General features: G+C 57.9%; 16 protein-coding genes. 8 read left to right on the top strand and 8 right to left on the bottom strand.

The features are described from left to right. Positions 1 to 236 precede the first annotated feature (236 nt). From Q8N04_03295 to Q8N04_03280, 4 genes are all read left to right on the top strand, one after another. Positions 237 to 605, top strand: coding sequence for a hypothetical protein (locus Q8N04_03295; GenBank protein MDP3089676.1), 369 nt, complete (start codon positions 237 to 239; stop codon positions 603 to 605). A 127-nt stretch (positions 606 to 732) separates the two neighbouring features. Further along, positions 733 to 1,806 carry a medium chain dehydrogenase/reductase family protein gene (locus tag Q8N04_03290; GenBank protein MDP3089675.1) on the top strand — a complete coding sequence of 358 codons (1,074 nt, stop codon included), beginning with the start codon at positions 733 to 735 and terminating at the stop codon, positions 1,804 to 1,806. Positions 1,807 to 1,896: 90 nt separating this feature from the next. Beyond that, complete coding sequence (locus tag Q8N04_03285; GenBank protein ID MDP3089674.1) at positions 1,897 to 2,643, top strand: cyclase family protein; 747 nt, start codon at positions 1,897 to 1,899, stop codon at positions 2,641 to 2,643. 264 nt (positions 2,644 to 2,907) lie between these two features. After that, complete coding sequence (locus tag Q8N04_03280; protein MDP3089673.1) at positions 2,908 to 3,498, top strand: hypothetical protein; 591 nt, start codon at positions 2,908 to 2,910, stop codon at positions 3,496 to 3,498. Positions 3,499 to 3,621: 123 nt separating this feature from the next. Here Q8N04_03280 and Q8N04_03275 read toward each other — a convergent pair whose 3' ends face one another. Both Q8N04_03275 and Q8N04_03270 read right to left on the bottom strand, forming a co-directional pair. Further along, entirely contained in the window at positions 3,622 to 4,035 is a 414-nt protein-coding gene (locus Q8N04_03275) for a hypothetical protein (protein MDP3089672.1), read from the bottom strand. 266 nt (positions 4,036 to 4,301) lie between these two features. Beyond that, positions 4,302 to 4,613, bottom strand: a complete 312-nt coding sequence (locus tag Q8N04_03270) for a hypothetical protein (protein ID MDP3089671.1) — start codon at positions 4,611 to 4,613, stop codon at positions 4,302 to 4,304. A 194-nt stretch (positions 4,614 to 4,807) separates the two neighbouring features. On the opposite strand from Q8N04_03270, the gene Q8N04_03265 reads away from it, so the two are divergent. Continuing rightward, positions 4,808 to 5,266 carry a rhodanese-like domain-containing protein gene (locus Q8N04_03265; protein ID MDP3089670.1) on the top strand — a complete coding sequence of 153 codons (459 nt, stop codon included), beginning with the start codon at positions 4,808 to 4,810 and terminating at the stop codon, positions 5,264 to 5,266. A gap of 87 nt (positions 5,267 to 5,353) precedes the next feature. On the opposite strand, the gene Q8N04_03260 is transcribed toward Q8N04_03265, so the two are convergent. The 3 genes from Q8N04_03260 to Q8N04_03250 all read right to left on the bottom strand — a co-directional run bounded on the left by Q8N04_03260 (position 5,354) and on the right by Q8N04_03250 (position 7,207). After that, positions 5,354 to 5,710, bottom strand: coding sequence for a hypothetical protein (locus Q8N04_03260; GenBank protein ID MDP3089669.1), 357 nt, complete (start codon positions 5,708 to 5,710; stop codon positions 5,354 to 5,356). A gap of 361 nt (positions 5,711 to 6,071) precedes the next feature. After that, on the bottom strand, positions 6,072 to 6,674 hold the full coding sequence (locus Q8N04_03255; GenBank protein MDP3089668.1) for a hypothetical protein: 603 nt from the start codon (positions 6,672 to 6,674) through the stop codon (positions 6,072 to 6,074). Between the two features lie 122 nt (positions 6,675 to 6,796). After that, positions 6,797 to 7,207 carry a DUF2630 family protein gene (locus Q8N04_03250; GenBank protein ID MDP3089667.1) on the bottom strand — a complete coding sequence of 137 codons (411 nt, stop codon included), beginning with the start codon at positions 7,205 to 7,207 and terminating at the stop codon, positions 6,797 to 6,799. A gap of 195 nt (positions 7,208 to 7,402) precedes the next feature. Between Q8N04_03250 and Q8N04_03245 the strand changes: the two genes are divergently transcribed. The 3 genes from Q8N04_03245 to Q8N04_03235 all read left to right on the top strand — a co-directional run bounded on the left by Q8N04_03245 (position 7,403) and on the right by Q8N04_03235 (position 11,062). Continuing rightward, positions 7,403 to 8,584 (top strand): MFS transporter, encoded by a 1,182-nt coding sequence (locus Q8N04_03245; GenBank protein ID MDP3089666.1) that lies wholly within the window; start codon positions 7,403 to 7,405, stop codon positions 8,582 to 8,584. A 329-nt stretch (positions 8,585 to 8,913) separates the two neighbouring features. Further along, positions 8,914 to 9,060, top strand: a complete 147-nt coding sequence (locus tag Q8N04_03240) for a lmo0937 family membrane protein (protein MDP3089665.1) — start codon at positions 8,914 to 8,916, stop codon at positions 9,058 to 9,060. A 538-nt stretch (positions 9,061 to 9,598) separates the two neighbouring features. After that, positions 9,599 to 11,062: an RNB domain-containing ribonuclease gene (locus tag Q8N04_03235; protein ID MDP3089664.1), complete on the top strand. Its 1,464-nt coding sequence runs from the start codon at positions 9,599 to 9,601 to the stop codon at positions 11,060 to 11,062. A gap of 85 nt (positions 11,063 to 11,147) precedes the next feature. Here Q8N04_03235 and Q8N04_03230 read toward each other — a convergent pair whose 3' ends face one another. The 3 genes from Q8N04_03230 to Q8N04_03220 form a co-directional block, all read right to left on the bottom strand. Beyond that, positions 11,148 to 12,491 (bottom strand): FAD-binding oxidoreductase, encoded by a 1,344-nt coding sequence (locus Q8N04_03230; protein MDP3089663.1) that lies wholly within the window; start codon positions 12,489 to 12,491, stop codon positions 11,148 to 11,150. Between the two features lie 5 nt (positions 12,492 to 12,496). Beyond that, positions 12,497 to 13,606 carry a cyclopropane fatty acyl phospholipid synthase gene (gene cfa, locus Q8N04_03225; GenBank protein MDP3089662.1) on the bottom strand — a complete coding sequence of 370 codons (1,110 nt, stop codon included), beginning with the start codon at positions 13,604 to 13,606 and terminating at the stop codon, positions 12,497 to 12,499. 137 nt (positions 13,607 to 13,743) lie between these two features. Then, positions 13,744 to 14,604: an acyl-CoA desaturase gene (locus Q8N04_03220; GenBank protein MDP3089661.1), complete on the bottom strand. Its 861-nt coding sequence runs from the start codon at positions 14,602 to 14,604 to the stop codon at positions 13,744 to 13,746. Between the last annotated feature and the right edge of the window lie 363 nt (positions 14,605 to 14,967).

Genomic DNA, 14,967 nt, shown 5'->3' with positions numbered 1-14,967 from the left:
CGTCCGGTCAAGCCGACCTCGGCTCATCCGTGGCGCAAACGCCTGCTGCCGGAAGGGACAACACGCGCGGCGGCGGGCATCGCCTAAACCGGACATTTCTACTATGGGAGAAAGAGGACATTTCTACTGTGGCTTGACATCGCGATAGACCAATCTGGTGCGACCACGTAGAATATTTTAGGCACCTCGCCCTTTTCATATCACTTGCGCGCCGAGGCCGGAGAATAGAGGTTGCGATGGCGAACTCGAAACAGATTGCGGGACTGGTGGGCCCCAGCCTGATCGCCGTCTCCATCACTGAATCGTTGAACCTCGACATCTTTGCGAATACATCTGCGCACCTCGTCTATCTCAATGGCGTGTTACTCTTTGTGGCCGGCCTCTCAATTGTCCGTGCCCACAACCAGTGGACTCCCGGATGGCCTGTATTGGTCACTCTGATGGGCTGGCTGTTTCTGTTCGGCGGGCTGGTCCGCATGGCGGCTCCCGTCTCATCTCAACAGGCGGCTTACTCCCCCACTATCGTGCTGGCACTGACATCCGTACTGCTTGTGGTTGGGATTACTCTGACCCTCAAAGCCTACTGCCGAGAAGAGGACTCGTAAGTAGCGCAAACGGCCCGAAACTTTTTCCCGGCGCGCGGGAGTCTCAGATAGCAGGGAACCAGCCGGCCGGTAGACTCACGAGTTACGCGGCACCGGGTTGGGCATACGGCAACCAAGGAGGGGACCAATGAAACACACGCGCATCATCGTCACCCACTACGGCGGGCCCGATGCACTCAGGGTGGTTGAAGAAGAGTGCCCTGAGCCGAAGGACGGTGAAGTGCGGGTAAGAGTGCTGGCCGCGGGTGTCTCCTTGCCCGACCTGATGATGCGTGAGGGGGTTCATCCCGAGACGCCCAGGCTGCCCTTCACGCCGGGGTGGGATCTGCTAGGCGTGGTAGATCGGCTCGGCGACGGTGTTTCAGGACTCGAACCAGGCCGGGTGGTTGCCGCGCTGCCGATCAGCGGCGCGTATGCGGAGTTCGTCTGCCCGCCGCAACGTGACCTGGTTCCGGTGCCGTCCGGGTTGGACGCCGCCGAAGCTGTCAGCCTCGTGCTGAACTATGTCACGGCCTATCAGATGCTGCATCGTTCCGCCGGGGTCAGACCGGGCCAGCGCGTGTTGATCCACGGTGCGGCAGGCGGGGTCGGCTCGGCACTCTTGCAGCTTGGGCGCCTCGCCGGGCTGGAGATGTACGGGACCTGTTCATCGCAAGGGGCGTCGGCCGTTTCCGCACTGGGCGCTATCCCGATTGATTACCAGCATCAGGATTTCGTGAAAGACATTCACCGCCTCACGGGTGAGGGAGTAGACGTGGTCTTTGACAGCATTGGTGGCACCCATATCTGGCGTTCCCGCAAGGCTCTCCGTACGGGCGGGAGGGTCGTGGCCTATGGCCTTACCGGCTCGCTACGCGGGGGACGATTGGCTTCAGGTCGTTCAGGCGGACGTCACCGCTTTCGCGCGATCGCCATCTTCGGATTGTATATTGCCGGCGGCTGGCTTCTCCCGGGCCGGAAACGGGTGGTCCCCTATAGCATTCAATGGCTCAAACGGCTGAGACCGGCATTGTTTCGACAGGATTTAATCGCTCTGTTTGAACTCCTTGAACAACGAACGATCAAGCCGCTGATCGCACAGCGATTTCCTCTTTCCGAGGCAAAACAGGCGCACGAGTTGCTCGGAACGGGCGGCATCACCGGCAAGATCGTGCTCGTGTGCAATGAGGCCTCGCTTACCGCTTCTCCCATCGCCTCCTGAACGATGAATCTGCCTCCGCCTTTGCAGTACACTTGCCAATACTCGATTCATGCAACTGCACAAGCGAAATGACCAACGAGGGACAATGCCATGATGAAGGAGTGTATGCATGGACTCGTGCTGTCACTGCTCCTGGTGAGTGCGGGATGTAATGTCGGCCAGCCTCGGCTCGACCACCCGACATTGGAGCACTCACGGCTGATCGACCTGACACATGCGTTCGGCACAGACACGATTGTGTGGCCGACGGAACAGGACTTCCAGCTCGTCGTCCAGCAGGAGGGAGAGACGCCCGGCGGCTACTACTACGCGTCGAACCGCCTGGAGATGGCCGAACATGGCGGGACGCACATTGATGCGCCCATTCATTTCGCCAAAGGCGGACAGACGCTGGATCAGATTCCGCTTGATAATCTGGTGGGAGCCGGTGTCCAAATCGATGTATCGGAACAATGCGCCAGGGATCGGAATTACCGCATTACAATCCAGGATTTCGAGCGATGGGAAGCGACGCACGGACGCATTCCAGCCCGAACGATCGTGTTGCTCGATACCGGGTTTGCCCGGTTGTGGCCGTCACGGCAGGACTATCTGGGGACAGCACTCAGAGGACCTGAGGGTGTGCGTGCACTCCATTTCCCTGGTGTGCATCCTGATGCGGCTACATATGGCTGGTGCGCGAGCGACGTATCAAGGCCGTCGGAATCGACACCGCGTCGATCGATTACGGTCAATCCACCGATTTTGAGGCGCATGTCGCGCTTCTCTCCCGGAACGTGCCGATGTTTGAAAATCTCGCCGACCTCCGCGCTCTTCCGAATATGGGATTTGAGGTGATTGCCCTGCCGATGAAGATTACTGGTGGTACCGGCGGTCCGCTCCGCATTATCGCCGTGCTACCCCCAACACCCTAAGCCGCCGCGCGCACCCTGCCGGGGTCCGTTCGATTTCCCGCGGCTGCACCGTCCTTCTTTTTTAAATATCGCTTGTCGCGCCCCCTCACCCATCCCCCTCCTCTTTTTACATTTTGTTATGCAAGTGGTTATTCATCGGGTACCTTACGACTATCTCATTCAGACGCTCTCACAAGGGAGGAATGGTATGCTACCGACGCTCGTGTGCCTCCGCCGGACCATCGGTCTCGTTGCTGCCTTTGCCGTCCTGGCCGGGTGCTCGGTCACCATGAGCGCAAAGGATATCCCGTCGGTGCAGGCCACCAGCCCGCGATCCCAGTCCTTCATCTTGCACCCGTTCACTGATCAGCAGAACCTGGCCTCGCCGGTGATTCTTCAAGTCGCCTTCAACAAATTGACGCTCGAGGAGTCTCCGGCAGCGATGATAACTTCCGCCGTGCATCGAGAGTTGGAGCGCACCGGCCATCGCCCGATCCAAGACGGCCAGCAATCAAAAGGAGACTTTTTGATTGAAGGCGCCGTGACTCAGCATTCACTCCGCCGCGACATCGGCAACTCGCTGACCACCATCACCGGCAACATCGAGATCACCATCACGGTCCGTCCTGCAGCCGGGGGCAAGAAGGCATTCACGAAACGCTATCGGGGATACCACTTCGCTAATGGGCCGGATCTCCCGCCTAAGGTCTGGAAAGACGTCTTGGGTCAGGCCATCGCCGAGTCGGTCAAAAGCCTGTCGATGGATCGCGACCTAGCCGCCTTCATTCACTTGCTGTGAGGGAAGAGCCGGGAAACACAGTCACAAGCGCCGGGACTGTTCACAACGGAGCCGGAGATCCATCACGACACCTTATTGAAGCAGGCCCGTCATCGAATCCGGGTTATCCTCTCCGCCAAACCCTCACCCCCGACGCACAAACCTGATCCGAATGCGGAAGACGATAAACTCCGACGGGTTGACCGGCGCCATGCCTACCTCACAGGTCAGAACTCCATTATCGATGTCGGCCTGCGCGATCAACGCCTCCTCGCAACGGATGAAAAAGGCTTCCGTTGCACTCCTTCCTTGCAACGCATCCTTCGCCCATAGCATGACCAAATGCCCCCTCAGGGTCTCCTTCAGTTGCACCCTGATCTCAGGCGTATTCGTCTCGTAGATCAGCCAAACCAGCTCACGTTGGCAGATTTGATTCAGTGACGCCCGAGCCAGCTCCCGCGTCAGGGCAGGCATATCTAGAACACCGGCAGCACTCTCATCCACATAAATACCTGGGACCAACAGCTCATTGGATAGCGGTAGTGGGGCATTCGTCATGACAGGCACTCCTTGTGTGAGGTTCGATACGAGGGAAACCTCAGCAAGCTACATGCCGAATGCCGGCAGGGCATTATGCCCTGAATATTCAGCCCCGGGTCGTTAAACGGAAGAGAGCAAGGAACGCTGACGTATCGAGATCGATACGCTGCCACGAAAACGATACAGATTGGGGATTCGAAGGACAGCGTTGGCGTCACGCACGGTTCAGGCGGTACATGAGGGACGACCTGCGAATGTTGCGAAAGCCCCGGCGCCCGGGAGAATCAATGCGATGGTATTTCACTCGGCGTGAGTGTCGCTGGAGGGCGTGAAGGCTTTCTCCGCAACTCCACATCCTGATCAATCATCTTCAGGATATTCAGCTGGGACTCTAATTCGTCAATCCGCTTCTCTCGCTCGCGCAGCTGTTTTTGGAGAGACTGCACGACGCTGGACTCCTCGGCAACCTGACTGCTTCTGTGCACCACCGGGATGGCGGTCGAAGCGGCAGGCGCGGTGCCACAGGCACTCAGTCCACTAGCCAGCAAGAGACTGCTTCCCAGGTTGAGCAAGACCTTTCTGCGCAAGCCATTCATATTCTAGATGTGCCATCCGGGGCCACATCACGCAAGGACAATCATGATTCCGGCCGCTCTCAGAAGGACAGTCTTGGGCTGTGGCCCCACACCTTGAGGCGTTCACAGAAACGGGATAGAGTATCCTCCTGTCCTTATCCTAAGAAGTCAGGTGTGCGGGCCCTCTGCCTCCATCTCACTAGAGGAGCGTCTATATGAACCAGTTATTCACGTCTTCCATGGCAATTGTGGCCGGTGCGCTTCTGGCTGTTCCTCCACTGGCGCTCGCGCAGAGTTTTCCGCCGGTGGTGATGGAGAAAGTTCACGCGGCGAAGAAACAGGTCAAGACGATCGACATGGAGGCGTACCGCAAAATCGTTGAGAATCCGGGTACGGCGCTGATCGTGGACGTGCGTGAACCGAATGAATTTGCCGCCGGACATGTGCCGGGCGCAATCAACATTCCCCGCGGGGTCCTCGAATTTCAAATCTGGAAGCAGGTGGGATTTCCGGCCAATCTCGATCTTGGCCGAAATGTGATTCTTCAATGCCAAAGCGGCAACCGCGCCTCACTTGCCGCCCAGTCGCTCGAAGAACTCGGGTTCACTCACACGACCGCCGTGGTCATGCCCCTCGAAGACTGGCAACAGGCCGGCTATCCGTTTGTGAAGTAGGCCTTCGCCGATGCGTTGGAGAGAACCTTCAGCAGGGAACGAGAGGGAACAAAAGTCTATTCGACATCGGTTCACGACTCGGTGGAGTCATTCCTGAAGCAGCGGCCGCTGAACCGCGGTGTGCTGCACCTCTTTCATCGGCAATCGGCCTTCCGTCTCTATACACGTCGCCCAGGGATGCAGCGCGGCGCCGACACCGGCTCCGGCCATGGCCACCGGAATCGACACAATAAACAGCGGAACCCCGATGCCGTACCCGACCCATTGCAGCGCCATACTCCCACGATCCTGACCTGCTTCAACGACGCGTTCGGCCGGGTACAAAGGGAACGTGCCATATTCACTCCCGAGGCTGGCACTCTCAGCCAGAGACCGGCAGCGGGCGTCGCTCAGCGAAGGCGACAGAAGCATCGCGACCATCAGCAGTATCCCATACACCTTCATGCGTTCCCCCTCCACACAATCCATAACCCGCACCAGATCGTGATGCCCTCACCTGTCACATAGTTTCAGCAACCGGCCATGACCGCCTCTTTGCAAACAGCAAACCTCATTTCACAAAGGATTGGAGAGATCGAAGAAATGCAGCCGGATGCAGGCCAATCGCTTATTTCTCATTCATCGCGGAGCCGACGTCCACGCGACTTCTCATTCCATGAGTGTTTTCGCTCAACCCGCACAGTGCGGATATGACCATCTTCACAGGTGGAAAGCGAACGGCCGATCAGGGTTGTCTTGCAGGAGCAGTCAGCTGCCGAACGGGCGCCGTGCAGAAAGACGAGACTCTCCGCACGGCTCACGGCGGTTACTTCATTTTTCGGGGGTCTTGATACACCATGAGATGCGCATACGGGGTGCCCTCAAACATGATGTAGACTCCTGACGGGTTCGGCGCGACCGGCAGCTTCGTGCCTGAGGCATCAAACGGCCACATGAGCATCCAGTGTGGAGGTTCGGAGACATTTTTCGCTCCATCTGCCGACATCACCACTTGGCCGCTCTTTTCAAAGTGCGAACCGCCGCGGGCCATATAGGCGATCCCCGGAACTGTGTTCGTCGGCTTCTGGGCGTTATTCATCAAATCAGTCATCCATTGCTGCGCAGCCGCATCCATGCAGATCGGATCCGGGGCCGGCAGATTCATCACCGTGGGGATGCACGTGAAACCGTTGGCGCTCTTTCGCGCTTCGGTCAGCTTTCCATCCGCACCGAACACCATCACGCCGGCGTCTTTCGAAATGTGCGGCGCCGCCGCACTCAACGCGAGGGCGGTCTGTTCCTGCACAGACATGGCTTTGACTTCCTTCACGGACGCCCCCTGCTTCGGCGCCTTATCCGCCGCGAGGACGATGGCCGGTATGGCGAGACAACAGGCAACCATACCGGCAAACAACATTGGTTTACTCATCGCACCCTCCTTGGTTAAAGATATGATGACGTACGGAGGAGATCATGCCGGCAGACCAGAAACAGGAAGCCTATCGATACAAGCCGCTCCAGCGAAGCGCGGCGCCGAGCGGGACTTGAGCCCTACTGCTCATAATTCTCGACGATCTCCGGCGGGCGTATTTCCGCCTCGTTCGGATCAAGCCCGACGTCGCGAAGCGCTCGTCGCTGGCGCAAGAGATCCCAGCACTGATCCAGTTCGACCCGGACTTGCGCCAGCCGCTTCCGATCAGCTTTGGGATGCGCTCTAAGCTCGTGCAATCGATGCTCTTCTTCGACCAGGCGCTGAATGTGAGTGAGGACCGGCTGATCTTCGATGTGATTCTCCACGAGAACCTCCTCCAGCCCGGATGTAGTCGGCATGAATAAAGTTTGATCGTACGCCCCCACCAACTTTCGGTCAACTGACGCGCCGACCCATTTGATGACCGGAGAAATCAGGCCGGTCGTGCCGCTCACCTTGTCGGAAAGAGTGCGGTCGGGTCTTGCACTCACTCATTCCCCGGCACGTGGCAACCGGCTCCATCCCTCCCTCCCTTCAAGGAGAGAGCGACCGTCGCACGATGCGCGACAAATACATGGTCGGGACCGACAGGCCTCAGTATAATGTCCAGATTTTGCTCCTGATGTGGAATCGCGAACGGACACAGGGACCGCTGAAGGCTCTGAACGGTAATGGTTGAGGCACAGATGGAGCGCTCTCTGCGTCAGATTCCCGCCGGGATCTGGATATTGGGTTTTGTCAGCTTGCTGATGGACGTTTCGTCGGAAATGATCCACAGCCTGCTCCCCCTGTTTATGGTGACGACCCTGGGAGCCAGCACCTTTGCGGTCGGCATCGTCGAAGGGCTTGCGGAATCTCTGGCGCTGATCGTCAAAGTCTTTTCAGGAATACTGAGCGACTATTGGGGCAAGCGAAAGGGACTGGCTGTATTTGGCTACGCTTTGGGGGCCTTCACCAAGCCGCTCTTTGCAATCTCCTCCAGCATCGGCCTCGTCCTGACCGCTCGCCTGCTGGACCGGGTCGGCAAAGGCGTGCGTGGCGCGCCACGGGATGCGCTGGTTGCGGACATCGCCCCGCCGCACCTTCGTGGCGCCGCCTTCGGTTTGCGGCAGTCACTCGATACGGTCGGCGCGGTGCTCGGACCACTGCTCGCGGTCGGATTGATGCTCCTATGGGCCGACGACTTCAGGGCCGTCTTCTGGGTGGCCGTTGTGCCGGGATTGATGGCCGTCGGGCTGTTACTCTTCTGTATCCAAGAGCCTGAGCGTCGGCCTATATCCAAGGCCAAAAACCCGATTCAATGGGAAACGCTCACGCGCTTAGGATCACGCTATTGGTGGGTTGTGAGTTTCGGGGCCGTCTTTACACTGGCTCGATTCAGCGAAGCCTTTTTGGTGCTTCGTGCTCAGCACGGAGGAGTGCCTGTCGCCTTCGTTCCCCTGGTGATGGTGGCGATGAACGTGATCTACGCCTCCTCGGCCTATCCGTTCGGCAAACTCTCCGATCAGATGCGTCGCACCACGTTGCTCTCGCTCGGCCTGCTGGTCTTGATTGCGGCTGATCTCGTCTTAGCGAGTGCCGATGACTGGGCGGTGATCGTAACAGGTGTCGGGCTGTGGGGCCTGCACATGGGCATGACGCAGGGATTGCTCGCCACAATGGTCGCGGATGCTGTGCCGGCCGATCTCCGGGGGACTGCCTATGGCGTCTTTAACCTGGCCGGCGGCGTGGCAATGCTGCTCGCGAGCGTCCTCGCCGGATTCCTATGGGATCAACTCGGTCCCGCCTTCACCTTCTATGCGGGAGCCGTATTGTGCATGGGCTCGCTCACAGGACTCGTCCTGTACCAGTTGAAATATGAGACATGAGAGTTCGGCCTGTCATCCGACAGCTCGCAGCGCATGATGGAACGCTGTTTCAACTCGTTTGAGCGCTCGACAACCGCCGCTCTTCTCATAAACTTTACACGTACTGGTGTACTGAGACGTGCTTCATCTGATCAATAGGGCTTCCTTCCTCAGAAGGCTACGAGACAGGCGTGGCACATAGTTGGTCGGCTCCAGGCTATGCTCTTCTCACACCTTGTCGAATGTCGTCGGCGGAGTTATGGTTCCGTCTCGGGCTTAGGCGTCGGTTCGACGAAGGGGAGGAAGCAGGAGGCAGCGGCGAGCAACGCTACCATGAAAGGAGATCTGCCATGCTTGAAACCATTGCGATTGTTCTGGTTGTCCTCTGGGCGTTGGGGCTGGTCAGCTCTTACACCATGGGCGGATTCATTCATGCCCTCTTGGTGATCGCAATCGTGGTCATTCTGATTCGGATTATTCAAGGTCGACGCGTGTAAAGGTCCTCAAAGACCATATGGGGGTGGCCCAGGCCGCGCGGTCTGCGGCAAGCTGACCGTCAGACACTGTCATACATGACGCGTCATCCGGTTACTTGGCAGATTCTCCACCTACCAGCTCTTCTCCTCAGGCCTTTCCGACACAGTGGAACCGAGCACGGCAGTTTCACATCTATACGCCTCCAGTAGCGTGACAGCCACCGCAATCACCGGGTACCGCCGCCAGTCTTCCCCGACAGACTGTTCGTTTTGCTGCAGATACGTAACCAGGGAAGAAACCATCCCTGCGAAACCCTGCGCGACGAGCAGCGTCGGATAGCACAGTCCATCAGCGCGATCTATGCAAACCGATTAGTCCGAGATACCGCCTGACGCTCTGATCGATATGGCATGCGCACGGCATCCGAGCCGAGCCGAGCCGAGCCGAAGCGAGGCATGAAGAACCCCGCCATGTATGCCGCGCTCGTGGTATAGCTAGACTGACGAGTATCTTTCACTCCCGCGATCCGTTGCACGCTCACGTTACCCTGAGGAACCTATGACCAGTCATCGCTCAGATCTCAAAAGCATCGCCCATCGTGCCATGATCGAGCGCGGCCTCTTCCCGGACTTTTCATCTGCCGCGATGGCCGAATTAAGCCGTATCCAAACACCCGCCACCGACCAGTCCTCTTCCCTGCGCGACCTGAGGGCACTGCTGTGGGCGTCGATCGACAATGACGACTCCCGGGACCTGGACCAGCTCACAGTCGCCAAGCTGCAACCGGACCGGTCGGTGAACATCCTGGTCGCGATTGCCGATGTTGACGCGCTTGTCACGAAAGATTCCGCCCTCGATGCACACGCCAGGCACAATACGACATCGGTCTATACGTCCGGCGATCTCTTCCCCCTGCTACCGGAAAAGCTCTCGACGGATCTGACGTCACTGGGCGAAGGGCAGGACCGCCTCGCACTCGTCGTGGAGTTCACGGTTGCGGAGGATGGGGCGGTGCCCAGCTCTACGCTCTACCGGGCTCGGGTGCATAACCATGCCAAGCTGGCGTATAACGCGGTGGCAGCATGGTTGGCAGGAACCGGACCGACGCCCGAACGGGTTACGACCGTGCCTGGACTTGAAGCCCAGCTTCGCCTGCAAGATCAGGTCGCACAGCGCCTCAAAGCCCGACGACACCAGCAGGGTGCACTCAGCCTCGAAACGATTGAGCCGCGCGCTGTCTTTGAAGGCGAGGTACTGACTGCGCTCAGAGTCGAACAGAAAAACCGCGCGAAGGAATTGATCGAAGATTTCATGATTGCGGCCAACCAGACCACCGCCTCCTACCTGAAGAGCAAGGGCGTGCCGTCATTCCGTCGCATACTCCGCTCGCCTGAGCGCTGGCAGCGGATCATCGAGATCGCGACACGCTGGGGCGAGTCCCTGCCAGGGGAACCGAACTCACAGGCACTCGAAGCGTTCCTCGTGAAACGGCGACAGGCTGATCCCCTCAGATTTCCGGATCTGTCCCTGGCCATTGTGAAGCTGATCGGGCGGGGCGAATATGTCCTCGACCGCTCGACGGACGGCGCACCAGAGCATTTCGGTCTTGCCGTAAAAGGGTATACCCATTCGACGGCGCCTAACCGACGCTTTCCCGATCTCATCACTCAGCGGCTGGTGAAAGCGGCCCTGGCCGGCTCGCCTGCCCCCTATCGTCTCGATGAATTGGAGTATCTGGCACGCCACTGCACGGAGAAGGAAGACGATGCCGAACGGGTCGAGCGGCAACTTCGCAAATCCGCCGCAGCCCTCTTGCTGGAGCCACTGATCGGGCAACGGTTCGATGCCATTGTGACGGGCGCCTCGGACAAGGGCACCTGGGTGCGGCTCCTGGATCCGCCGGTGGAAGGAAAACTGACGACGGGCACGAACGGACTTGATGTGGGAGACACCCTGCACGTCCAACTCGTGAGCACGAACGTCGAGCGCGGGTATATCGATTTTTCCAGAGTCGGAATGTGAGCGCGCGCTCAAACCGTTCTGCGGGCTCCTGGCAGAAATGCCTGATGCCAAGAGTGGAACGGACACGAACGGAAGGTTCGAGAAATCACTGCTTTAGCACGCATTTTTCGTACAAGTCTTTCATCCTGGCTGCGGGATCGTATCGTGCTTTGAGCCTCCGATACGCTGGTTCATTGAACAACTGCCAGAACTCTTCGCGTGAATAGTAGGCATTCGAGTACAGCGATTTTTTGCCGTGCAACTCCCGAACCTTGGCTTCAACTTTCTTGTCATAGTACCCGTCCTCATAATCGGTGCTGACCGCATCCCAGAATCCGAAGTTGACGTAGAGCTTCCCGGGAGTCATCGGGTACAGCGGATACGAGGCCGACGGATCATAGGCCATGACCGGACAGATCCAGACAGGCTTGATGCCGATCTCCCGGTTTAAAAACCCGGCAAACTCCGCCGCATGCTCACGCGGGATTTCGACGTCTTGAATCACGGCCTCCTGCCGACCGGTCAGCGCTTTGGCCACCCGTTGCGCGAGGGGCGAGCGGTTAAACCTGCTTCGAAGCTTCCAATACACCGTGGAACAGAGACGCTTCCTGCCCCAGAGCCACCTCACCACAGGGTGCTGGACGAAAAAATGCTTTGAGCACCAGAACCAGTCGGTGTCCCATCGCCACAGGTAGTCGTGGATCGTCAGATAATCGACGGGTTTCTGCTGGATCGATCGATAATAGATTTGGCGATAGGTGTAGTCGCTGAGCCATTCGGCTTGGTCGACACACTCGCCCGTCGTGATATAGAGCTCGTGCTCATCGAACATCGTGCCGTCGACGAAATCCACCCGCCTGTCCCGGCACACACGTCCCAGTGCGCGAAAGTAGCTATCCAGATCTGAGTACCGGTCGTGCCTGAGCTTGACGAATTTCTTGACCGGCACAAGCTGCACTTTCACTTTGAGCGCATAGCCCAACGTGCCATAGGAATTCGCAAAGCCGCGGAACAGATCTTTCGATGCATTGTCTTTGGTGGCGGCGACGACCGTGCCGTCTGCCAGAAGGATGTCTATTTCCAAGATCGTTTCGTGCACAAAGCCATACATGAACGAGGAGGACTCGATCCCCACTCCAGCCAAGGCTCCGCCGATGGTAATCGACTTGAGCTGCGGAACGACGGCCGGCATCAACTGGAACGGCAGCGTGTCACGAACCAAATCCTCGTAGGTCGTCATCCCTTCGACTTCGGCAACCCGCGCGTGCACGTCGACGCGAATCACCTGGTTGAAGTGGCGCACATCCAGCTTGTGCCGCGGCTCTGGAATTCGTTGCCGGAACAGATTGGAGGTTGTCTTTTCGAGGGCCAGGGGGCCGGTTTGATTGGAAACACGAAGGAATTCCGCGACTGCTTCCCGCTTTCGAACGTACTCGTCAGGCGAGATCATGGCCGTTACCGGACCGATTCATAGCCACCCAACAGGCCATGCTTCGACATGACAATCTGCCAAAGGTGGATGGTGCGGGCGCGGAACGCCCCCGCGAGCGACAGCAAATAGTAGCGCCACATCCGGAAGAACCGCTCATCGAAGGTAGAGTCCCACTGCCCTCGATGCCGATCGACATTCTCCTGCCACGCCAGCAGGGTGCGATCATAGTCGGACCCGAAATTGTGCCAATCTTCCATGACGAAGAGTCCGTCCATGGCGGCGCCGAGCTGCGCGACCGAGGGCAGCATTCCGCCAGGGAAAATGTACTTATCGAACCAGGGATCGCCGATCATGGTCGAGGCATTGTTCCCGATGCTATGGATCAACACCAAGCCATGCGGCTTCACAGTCCGGTGAGCCACCTCCATGAGTGTACGGTAATTCTTAAATCCCACGTGCTCGCAAAGGCCGATCGCGGCAACTTTGTCGAATTCCCCGGTCGCCTCACGATAGTCGCTGAGCCGGATTTCAACAGGAAGCCCGGCACACCAACGACGCGCATAGGCCGCTTGCTGCTCGGAAATATTGTAGGCCACCACCGAACAGCCATAGTTAGTTGCGGCAAAACGGGCGAATCCTCCCCACCCGCAGCCCAGCTCCAGCAGTCGTTCGCCCTTTTTGAGCTGTAGTTTGCGACAGATCAAATCCAGCTTGTGCTCCTGTGCCTCCGCCAGTGTTTGCGCCCGCTTCCAATAGGCACAGGTATATTGCATATGCGGGCCGAGCATCTGTTCGTAAAACTCGTTGCTCAGGTCATAGTGACATTGCGCAACCCGTTTCGAGCGCGCCTTATCCTGCATATTGAAGAGGCGAGCCTTGAACGTATTCAGAAGGAGGTGCTTATCGTGTACGGCTTTGTCGAGTTCGGCAGAGTCAACCAGGAAAAAGAACTCGTCCAGTTGCTGGGCATCCCACCAGCCGTCCATGTAAGACTCCCCGAGTCCGAGCGAACCCTCGGCAAGGACACGCTTATAGAAGCGCTCATCATGAATCAGGATATCCCCGGACTCAGGGCCGCCAATGTGCACGCGGGCTCGTTCGAGTAATTCCTGAATCGTATGCTGTGGGTTCATATCGAGGTCCTCACTCATCCCGCCTCGAAGATGGTGCGCGGGTATACGTCGCACCAGTGCTGACTCGCTTGAAGCACGAGCGCGCATAGATGACCGCACGAGAAGATTGACCGCGCGACTGAACCGCCCCGAAGTACTTAGCTGCCGGGAGCGTAGATATTGGCCTTGATGTGATCGGGAGGGGTTCGAAGATCCCACACAATCCGGAACCAGGAGAGCAGGATCAAGAGATAGTAAGAAAAATCCACCTCCCACCAGCGCCACCCCTGATTGACCGACGACTGATAGTAGTGATGGTTGTTGTGCCAGCCTTCTCCGCAACAGAGGATCGCCAGGATGAAGCTATTCCGGCTTCCATCGCGGGAGTCATATCGCACACGTCCAATGATGTGGGTCAGGGAGTTGATGAAGAAGGTGCAATGATAGAGCACCGTCGTGGAAATAAAGAATCCCCAGACGAGACCGGGAAATCCCCACACCATATAGATCAGCAGCGCATACAAGAACGGCGGCACATAGTGAAACCGGTTGAGGAGGCGCAACTCCGGATACTTCACCAAGTCTTTCACAATGGCGAACTCAGTGCGATCGTATTCGTTGGTCAAGAGCCATCCGACATGGGAATACCAGAACCCTCGCTGCACCGGGGAGTGGCGATCTTGTTCCTGGTCGGAGTGTTTATGGTGATGCCGATGGTGGGCAGCCCACCACAACACCCCCTTCTGCGCCGACGTCATGGCAAGCACAGCCAAGAGAAACTGAAAGACCCGGCCCGTTTTATAGGAACGATGGGAAAAGTAGCGGTGGTACCCTGCCGTGATGGCCAACATCCTCAGGTAATAGCTGGCAATGGCCAGCACAATGAGCTCAACGCTGACTCCGGTCTGGATCGCCCACAGGCCCATCAGGTGAACGAGTATGAACGGAATCGCAGTAGCCCATTGAATGGTCGCCGATCCCGATTGCTGAGTGATGGACTCGCTGGACAGGCTATTCATAAGTCGCTCTCATCGTTCACCGCCCTCTTCACAATTAGGTGCAGGTCTAGGCAGCAGGTCCAAAACATCCGCTATGGATAATTCTATTATTGTACTCTATTGCACAGGGCCTGAGAAGGAGGCAATCCGCCCACAAGAAAAAAAGTTTGAGCACATTATTCCAGGTTCACGCCTCGACAACCACTGCACCGCGCCTTCTCTCTCCGTTGCGTTCCACCTCCAGAATCGCACAAACAGCAAACGTTCCCAGCCTGGTCAGGCGGCAAAATTGAACCGAGAGGCGCGCCGCACCCCGATCATCGGAAAGGATCCTGATATATCGCTTGACCTCGTCTGTCTCCAAGCACAGTATATAAAGGAGAC

Source organism: Nitrospira sp. (genome assembly GCA_030692565.1).
Taxonomy (GTDB): domain Bacteria; phylum Nitrospirota; class Nitrospiria; order Nitrospirales; family Nitrospiraceae; genus Nitrospira_D.
The sequence above is the reverse complement of the archived record's forward strand: the minus strand, read 5'-3'. Positions and strand labels throughout refer to the sequence as shown.

Excerpts from the sequence above, each read along its gene's own strand:
- Q8N04_03280 (MDP3089673.1), top strand. The coding sequence starts at position 2,908 with ATGCTACCGACGCTCGTGTGCCTCCGCCGGACCATCGGTCTCGTTGCT.
- cfa (MDP3089662.1), bottom strand. The coding sequence starts at position 13,606 with ATGAACCCACAGCATACGATTCAGGAATTACTCGAACGAGCCCGCGTG.
- Q8N04_03295 (MDP3089676.1), top strand. The coding sequence starts at position 237 with ATGGCGAACTCGAAACAGATTGCGGGACTGGTGGGCCCCAGCCTGATC.
- Q8N04_03270 (MDP3089671.1), bottom strand. The coding sequence starts at position 4,613 with ATGAATGGCTTGCGCAGAAAGGTCTTGCTCAACCTGGGAAGCAGTCTC.
- Q8N04_03290 (MDP3089675.1), top strand. The coding sequence starts at position 733 with ATGAAACACACGCGCATCATCGTCACCCACTACGGCGGGCCCGATGCA.
- Q8N04_03230 (MDP3089663.1), bottom strand. The coding sequence starts at position 12,491 with ATGATCTCGCCTGACGAGTACGTTCGAAAGCGGGAAGCAGTCGCGGAA.
- Q8N04_03285 (MDP3089674.1), top strand. The coding sequence starts at position 1,897 with ATGATGAAGGAGTGTATGCATGGACTCGTGCTGTCACTGCTCCTGGTG.
- Q8N04_03275 (MDP3089672.1), bottom strand. The coding sequence starts at position 4,035 with ATGACGAATGCCCCACTACCGCTATCCAATGAGCTGTTGGTCCCAGGT.
- Q8N04_03255 (MDP3089668.1), bottom strand. The coding sequence starts at position 6,674 with ATGAGTAAACCAATGTTGTTTGCCGGTATGGTTGCCTGTTGTCTCGCC.
- Q8N04_03265 (MDP3089670.1), top strand. The coding sequence starts at position 4,808 with ATGAACCAGTTATTCACGTCTTCCATGGCAATTGTGGCCGGTGCGCTT.
- Q8N04_03220 (MDP3089661.1), bottom strand. The coding sequence starts at position 14,604 with ATGAATAGCCTGTCCAGCGAGTCCATCACTCAGCAATCGGGATCGGCG.
- Q8N04_03235 (MDP3089664.1), top strand. The coding sequence starts at position 9,599 with ATGACCAGTCATCGCTCAGATCTCAAAAGCATCGCCCATCGTGCCATG.
- Q8N04_03260 (MDP3089669.1), bottom strand. The coding sequence starts at position 5,710 with ATGAAGGTGTATGGGATACTGCTGATGGTCGCGATGCTTCTGTCGCCT.
- Q8N04_03245 (MDP3089666.1), top strand. The coding sequence starts at position 7,403 with ATGGAGCGCTCTCTGCGTCAGATTCCCGCCGGGATCTGGATATTGGGT.
- Q8N04_03240 (MDP3089665.1), top strand. The coding sequence starts at position 8,914 with ATGCTTGAAACCATTGCGATTGTTCTGGTTGTCCTCTGGGCGTTGGGG.